We start from the raw sequence: 6461 nt of genomic DNA on the forward strand, positions 1-6461 counted from the left end.
GGGCGGAGCCGGGGGCTGGCGGAGGTGCGCCGATGACTTTTCCGGAGGGCATTGCGGTTCGGATCGGCACGGGCTTTCGCCCGGTGGCGATGGGCATGCCGCCTGCGATTGGCGTGCTACTTGCAACAGGGATGCCGCCCGCGATGCCGGTCGCGCCGTTGGTGTTCGCGGTGCCAATTCCACTGGGGCGGCCAAGGGCGCCGGGTTTGCTGGCTGTTGCGCCGGCAGGGGCGGTGCGTGAGCCGGCGGCAGGGATGCCGAAGGACCCGGCGGCGGGGGCGCCGACGGGTCCGGCTGGCGGAACGCCGAGCCCGGCGGAGGAGGCAGCAAAAGACCCGGTAGCAGGGGCGCTGGCAGGGCCGCTGACGGGGCCAGGGCCGCCGGCGGAAGGGGTCGCAGCGGAAGAGCCGGAGAAGTCGGCGAGCCCAAGGGAAACGAGCCCAAGGGAAGCGGGCGCGGCTGCAGAAGGAGGCGCGGAAATACCCGGCGGATGGTGCGGCACGGGAACGGGGGTGACGTCTTTCGTCCCGTCGTCGCGGAACAATTCCGGAGCCCGGATCTGCGTGCTGTAGTCGGCGATCGCTGCCTCCGCCTTGCGCATGGCGTCGCGGGCTTGCCCGTCGAAGGCGTCCTCGGCGTGGTCGGCCCAGCGCGGGATGAAATCGCCTGCTGCGTCGAGGCGGTCGCTGACCAGTGGACGTACCGTTGATTGGGCTTCGGCAAGGGCTTCGATGATGCCGCGCAGCCCGGCTCGGGTGTCTTCGGCCTGGCGCAGGGTTTGGTCCATGGACGCGCTCAGCGCGGTCATGCGGTTGAGAAAATCGGCGGCCGCGGCGTTCTTGGCGGGCGGCCAGGCGGCCGCGAGTTCGGCGCAGGCTTCGCGCAAACGCCGATTCTGGGTACGGACACCGTACGTCAAACTGTCCCAATCCAGCACCCGATCCACGCCTTCGCGGGTGTTCTCGTGGCGCAGCATCGACCAGATCGCGGGCAGGTTGTACGAATCCCAGTCCGTCATTGCTGGCCCCGCTGCAAACCGGCTTCAACCTCGCCATCCACCGCCTGCAAAGCGTGCGCCAACCGGTGTGCGGCATCCGCGTAACGGGCAGCCAGGCGCTGGTACTCGCGCAGATTCGCCTCGACGTGTTCGAGCACCTGGGCGTAGCGGTGTTTGGCTTCCAGGACGGTTTCGCCGGCCATGGACGTACCGAAAACAATGCCCTGTCCGTGCAGTGCCGCACCTTGCGCCGCGGCCGTGCGGAATCCGTCATCGGCATCCGCGCGCAAGCCCTGCGCCAGTTCGCTGACCAGTTCCGTCCGGATCTGCAGCCCGTCGGCCATGAGGTGCCTCCCCGCGCGTGCGCATGTCGACCACCTCTCACACGTGCGAAAGGTGTGAAGTGTTCAGGGTCAACATGAGGTGCTTTTCCGGTAGCGATCGGGTAGAGGGCGGAGTAACAGTCCCAACGAAGGGAGTCACCTGCGATGAGTGTCGCGGCTGAACCGGCCACCGTTGAGCAGTGCCTGCGTACCGGCGGAGGGTTCTCGCAGGGCGATCTGAACTGGATCGCCGAGCAGTTCGTCACGCTTGACGCGCGTCTGGCGTCATTTCCGGCGGAGACGACCGCCTTGGAGATCTCGGTAAAGGATCGAGCGGCCAAGGGGCAGAAGGTCACGCTCGAATGCTTCATTGCCGGGCGCAGGACCATCGTCACCACGTCGGGTGAGGAAGATCTGCATGCCGCGCTCAATGACGTACGCGACGACCTGCGCCGCAAGCTGGACGACTCGAAGACCAAGCAGGAGCCGCGCCACAACCGGCACCTGCGTGCGGGCCTGACCGATCTTGAACAGGATCCGGAGCTGCCGGCCTGAGGCGGGACGACCAGGCGATGCGGCGAGGATGAACCGCATCGCCCGGTCGGCTCTCAGCTGACCGCGACCCGAGCCGCGAGCAGGTTGTGGTCCCCCGGCGGTTCCGCTCCATGTCGGCTACGCGCTGTCCGATCTGGGTCAGCGCGTAGCCATGCCGCTGCGAATGCTGCGCAATGGGTTGCCTCAGTGGTTGCGGCTTGCGGTCAGGGCCGTCCAACCGTCCGGTTGCGCATAGCGGCTGACCTCGGGGCTCTGCCAATCAATGCCGCCCAGCGGAGGCTGCGGGTCGTACTCGACAGCGAGCTGCACCTTGCGGGCCATCTGTTCGCCGGCAAGCCGTTCCACCACATGCAAAGCCATGTCAATGCCCGCCGAAACGCCGGCCGCGGTGATGAGCTTGCCGTCCACCACCCACCGTTCGGCGACAGCCTCGGCGCCGAACGCGGCCAACCGGTCCCGGAATCCCCAGTGCGTCGTCGCCCGTCGCCCCGCAAGCAATCCCGCCGCGCCCAAAATCAAAGAGCCGGTGCAAACCGATCCAACCCACTGCGCGGTACGAGCAAAAGACGCGATCTGCGCCACCAACGCCCGGTCCTTCATCGCCGCGAGAGTCGGTGCACCCCCGCCCGGCACCATCACCGCGAACGGCTCGGTGACTTCGTCGAAGGAGTGGCTGGGCTGTAGTCGTACCGGTGTATCGGTTTCCAAGACGTCATGGTTGTGCGCGGCAACGACGACGTCGAAAGACCTGTCGAACTCGGCCAGCGCGGACAACACCTGCAGCGGTCCCACCAGGTCGAGCGGAGTGATGCCCGGATACAGCACGAACGCGATCGTCTTCGCCATGCGCCCACCCTTTCGCCGCCCGTGTTCAGCGCCAAGGGGTGCCGCCTGGTGAAGTCGGAATTCTTGCGAACCAAGTCCATCCGCCATACGGTTCGGCCGTGCGGATGGTCGTGGTCGGGTACGAGGGCGCCGAACTGCTGGACATCGCCTGCGTAACAACGAGCCTGCAAACCGCAAACCACTCAGGAGCCGATCCGCCGTACGAGATCGCAGTCGTTTCTCCCGGCGGCCACCCGATTACCTGCGAAAGCGGTCTGACCCTGCAAAGCTCGGGCGCCCTGGAACGCCTCAAGGGCCCGCTCGACACCCTGATCATCTCCGGCGGCCTGGGTGTCTACGAGGCTGCGGTCAATCCGCGCATCGTCGGGCACATCCGCCGCCTGGCCCAAGAAAGCCGCCGCATTGCCTCCGTCTGCACCGGCGCCACCATTCTGGCCGCCGCTGGCCTGCTCGACGGTAAGCGGGCCACCACCCACTGGCGCTACGCCAACCGCCTAGCCCGCTCCTATCCGCAAGTGACGGTCGACCCCACGCCGATCTACATTCGCGAGGGCCGGATCTCCACTTCTGCCGGAGTGACCAGTGCGCTTGATCTGATGTTGGCTTTCATCGAGGAGGACTGCGGTGCTGAGCTGGCTCGCGGGGTAGCTCGGGGTCTGGTCACCTATCTGCACCGACCCGGCAATCAAGCCCAGATGAGCATGTTCACCGCCGCCCCGGTGCCGGGCAACGGGATAGTCAAGCGGGTGACCGAGTACGTGTCCGGCCACTTGAGCGCTGACCTGTCCGCGGCGGTTCTGGCCGCCCTGGCGGGGGTCAGCGAACGGCATCTGACCCGGCTGTTTGTGGAGGGAGCCGGGGTCACGCCGGGGCGATACGTGCGGGAAGCGCGGGTGGAGGGGGCGGCGCAACTGTTGAGCGGGACGGCGCTGCCGGTGGGACGGGTGGCTGCCCGGTGCGGGTTCGGCAGCGCGGAGACGTTGCGACAGGCCTTCGTGGAGCGGTACGGAATGCCACCGTCCCGGTACCGGGCGACGCAGCGAGGTAACGGCTGAGGTCTTGGCGTCACCGAAGATGGAGCGCTGCCCGAGGCGACGGCTTGACATCAGCCATCCGGGCGGGGGGTTCTTCGTGCATCATCGGGGGGTGACTAATGACAAGAGCGGTCGCGGCAACGATCTTCGCCTTCTCGTGTGCGGCGCGGGCTCGGCCATCCACATCGGCGATCTCGTCCGGGAGGCCGTCAAGCGCGGCTGGGACGTCGACATCACCGCCACCGCAGCCGCCCTCACCCTCATCGACGCCGGGGAGCTTCAGAAGCTGAGTGGCCGCCCCCTTCGCACCACCTACGAGTACGCCCCCGACGGCACCCGGATCTCTCCGAAGGCTGACGCCCTGATCGTCGCGCCGGCGACCTTCAACACCGTCAACAAGCTTGCTCTCGGCGTGGCCGACACGTACCCGCTCAGCTCGGTTGCCGAGGTCATCGGCCGTCGCGTGCCCACGGTCATTGTGCCGTCGGTGAACGCCGCGCTGGCCAGTCGGCGGCCCTATCAGCGTGCGGTTCGGGCGCTGCAAGAAGAAGACGTGGTCTTCGCCGGTGACGGGCTCGAAGCGCTGGAGAAGTTGCCGATTCTTCGACGGTAGAGGTGGACACCCGAGGAGGAATTGCTCACGGGCATGAACGCGAGCAATGGGGCGCTGGTGGCCGGCCTGGCCATTGACGACAAGGAACTCGGGGCGAAGCCGGCCCGCGATGCGAAGGCGTACAAGGCCGGCATCAATCGTCCCCGCTCCCGCGGCGACAAAGCCGGGACGTTCGGCGGCCGCGGCGCTTTCTGGAAGGGTGCCTTTGCTGGCGGGGATCTGCTTGTGCAAGCGGTAACGGTGGGGCGTCCGGGCGAGCGGCTCCACGGCAACTTGCCCGGTTACAGCCGCTGTCCGGCGACACCGTAACGTCGGACGGCGTGCCCAGGACTCCACGGATCACCACGCGCAACGCCACCTTCCAGCAATGGCAGGCGCTGCTGACCAATCGCAACAAGCGTCACCAGAGCCGCGAATTTCTCGTGCAGGGCGTGCGACCGATCTCGCTGGCCGTGCAGCACGGCTGGGAGGTTCGCACGCTGCTGGTTTCCGACGGTCCGGGGCTCTCGCGCTGGGCCCGGGAAATGGCGGAGACCACGGGGGCGCCGCGCGCGCTGGTCAGTGCGGAATTGATGGCGGAGCTGGGCGGCAAGGACGAGGAAACCCCGGAATTGCTCGCGGTGGTGGGTTTGCCCGCTGACGATTTCACGAGGATTGCGGTACGCCCACAACAACTCGTCGTCGTCTTCGATCGCCCCGCCACGCCCGGCAACATCGGCACCCTGATCCGCTCGGCCGACGCCTTCGGGGCGGCCGGGGTCATCGTTACCGGACATGCCGCCGATCCCTATGACCCCCGGGCCGTGCGAGCCAGCACGGGATCGTTGTTCGCGGTGCCGGTGGTGCGCGCCTCCAGCCATCGCGAAGTGCTGGAGTGGGCTGGTTCTTTGAACGTACCGATGCAGGTTCTTGGCACTGATGAGCGGGGGCCGGCCGATATCGCCGAGCATGATCTCACCGGCCCGACTCTGCTGGCCGTGGGCAATGAGACCCACGGCCTGAGTGCGGCCTGGCGCGAAGCGTGCGATCAGATGGTGCGTATTCCCATTGTCGGGGCGGCCAGTTCGCTCAACGCCGCGGCGGCGGGCACGGTGGCGCTTTATGAGGCCGCCCGGCAGCGGCGTCACCACCAGCCCTGACGTTTGGCCCAGATCAGTCCAATTATCGCGTCGCGGGCCCGGAACATCTCCTCGGGAAAGCTCTCGGGATTGCCCGGGTGCCCGGCGCCAGATCCGTTACTTCACGCCGCTCGGCATCCCGGTCGCCGGAGACCACCAGACCTCCTCGCCGATGACGACAGGAGGCTTGCCGCCGTGATCACATGAACGGTTGATGAACGTGGTCGAGGATGCCGGTGAGCCGTTGCACCGAGGCGGAGGCAAGCTTCTCGAATTCGACCCTCAGCACCGGGGTGGCCAGCTTGGCGAGCCCATGCAATTCCCGCTCGGCGTGATAGGTGATTTCGCTGCCACCACGCTCACCCGCGGTAACCGTGATGACGTCCGTGGCCGTGGCATTCTCGCCGCGCCCGGTGAAAGCCAGCCGGTCGCCATTCTCGGTGACAAGCGTGTAGTCCAACTCGGTGGTGATGCCCAGCACCTTCGACTCGTGGCGCCACCAGGAACCCGGCACAATCGGTCCGGTGTCGATGCGCTTGCAGGACCGGGTGCTCAGGTCCCAATCGGCGGTGTGGGCATAGTCGCGCAGATATTCCAGGACGGCACCGGCCGGGGCCGCCACGGCAAGCTTCCTGGTCGACGTCATCACCCCCCCCCGAAAGTAGCGACTGAATCCCGGCGAGCATGGTCGAATCGGATCATGCGGATGACCCACGGGCACCTGCTGGGCGTCGAGCCGCTGGGAGCGCAGGTGCTGATGCCATCAGCTGCGCTGGCCGACGCCGGCCGCCTTCAAAGGGCGAAGGTACGAACAAAGCGCCCCTGCCAAGGAGTCTCCACAGCCCGCCGGTCGTAATGGGCGCGCACGTAAGCGACAGCCAACCCGGCCGGAACCCCGTCGAGCACGGCGATACAAGCCAGCGCCGTCCCCGTACGCCCCCGCCCACCCAGGCAAGCAACCTCCACCCGCTCCTA

7 protein-coding genes and 3 pseudogenes are annotated in these 6461 nt (G+C 67.3%); 5 read left to right on the forward strand and 5 right to left on the reverse strand.

What is annotated here, in order from left to right; genetic code table 11:
- Positions 1–1018 (reverse strand): annotated as a pseudogene (locus TFC3_RS33120) (hypothetical protein); the annotation flags it as partial.
- Positions 1015–1341: a hypothetical protein gene (locus TFC3_RS33125; protein WP_067510073.1), complete on the reverse strand. Its 327-nt coding sequence runs from the start codon at positions 1339–1341 to the stop codon at positions 1015–1017. The gene TFC3_RS33125 and the pseudogene TFC3_RS33120, both read right to left, overlap by 4 nt.
- Before the next feature lie 144 nt (positions 1342–1485).
- Between TFC3_RS33125 and TFC3_RS33130 the strand changes: the two genes are divergently transcribed.
- Entirely contained in the window at positions 1486–1875 is a 390-nt protein-coding gene (locus tag TFC3_RS33130; protein ID WP_067510075.1) for an HPF/RaiA family ribosome-associated protein, read from the forward strand.
- Positions 1876–2058: 183 nt separating this feature from the next.
- Here the strand turns inward: TFC3_RS33130 and TFC3_RS33135 are convergent, their stop codons facing one another.
- Complete coding sequence (locus TFC3_RS33135) at positions 2059–2721, reverse strand: DJ-1/PfpI family protein (RefSeq protein ID WP_067510077.1); 663 nt, start codon at positions 2719–2721, stop codon at positions 2059–2061.
- Between the two features lie 104 nt (positions 2722–2825).
- On the opposite strand from TFC3_RS33135, the gene TFC3_RS33140 reads away from it, so the two are divergent.
- The 4 genes and pseudogenes from TFC3_RS33140 (at position 2826) to TFC3_RS33155 (ending at position 5507) form a co-directional block, all read left to right on the forward strand.
- Positions 2826–3776, forward strand: a complete 951-nt coding sequence (locus TFC3_RS33140) for a GlxA family transcriptional regulator (protein ID WP_067510079.1) — start codon at positions 2826–2828, stop codon at positions 3774–3776.
- A 91-nt stretch (positions 3777–3867) separates the two neighbouring features.
- A complete protein-coding gene (locus TFC3_RS33145; RefSeq protein ID WP_067510081.1) occupies positions 3868–4368 on the forward strand; it encodes a flavoprotein in 501 nt (166 codons plus the stop codon).
- A 15-nt stretch (positions 4369–4383) separates the two neighbouring features.
- Positions 4384–4677, forward strand: a pseudogene (locus TFC3_RS33150) (aldehyde dehydrogenase); the annotation flags it as partial.
- 11 nt (positions 4678–4688) lie between these two features.
- On the forward strand, positions 4689–5507 hold the full coding sequence (locus TFC3_RS33155) for a TrmH family RNA methyltransferase (protein ID WP_067510086.1): 819 nt from the start codon (positions 4689–4691) through the stop codon (positions 5505–5507).
- A gap of 178 nt (positions 5508–5685) precedes the next feature.
- On the opposite strand, the gene TFC3_RS33160 is transcribed toward TFC3_RS33155, so the two are convergent.
- Together TFC3_RS33160 and TFC3_RS39850 are read right to left on the reverse strand one after the other, a co-directional pair.
- A complete protein-coding gene (locus TFC3_RS33160) occupies positions 5686–6132 on the reverse strand; it encodes an SRPBCC family protein (RefSeq protein WP_082772723.1) in 447 nt (148 codons plus the stop codon).
- 146 nt (positions 6133–6278) lie between these two features.
- A pseudogene (locus TFC3_RS39850) lies at positions 6279–6461 on the reverse strand (hypothetical protein); the annotation flags it as partial.

Origin of the sequence: Actinoplanes sp. TFC3 (assembly GCF_001553785.1) — a bacterium.
Classification (GTDB): domain Bacteria; phylum Actinomycetota; class Actinomycetes; order Mycobacteriales; family Micromonosporaceae; genus Actinoplanes.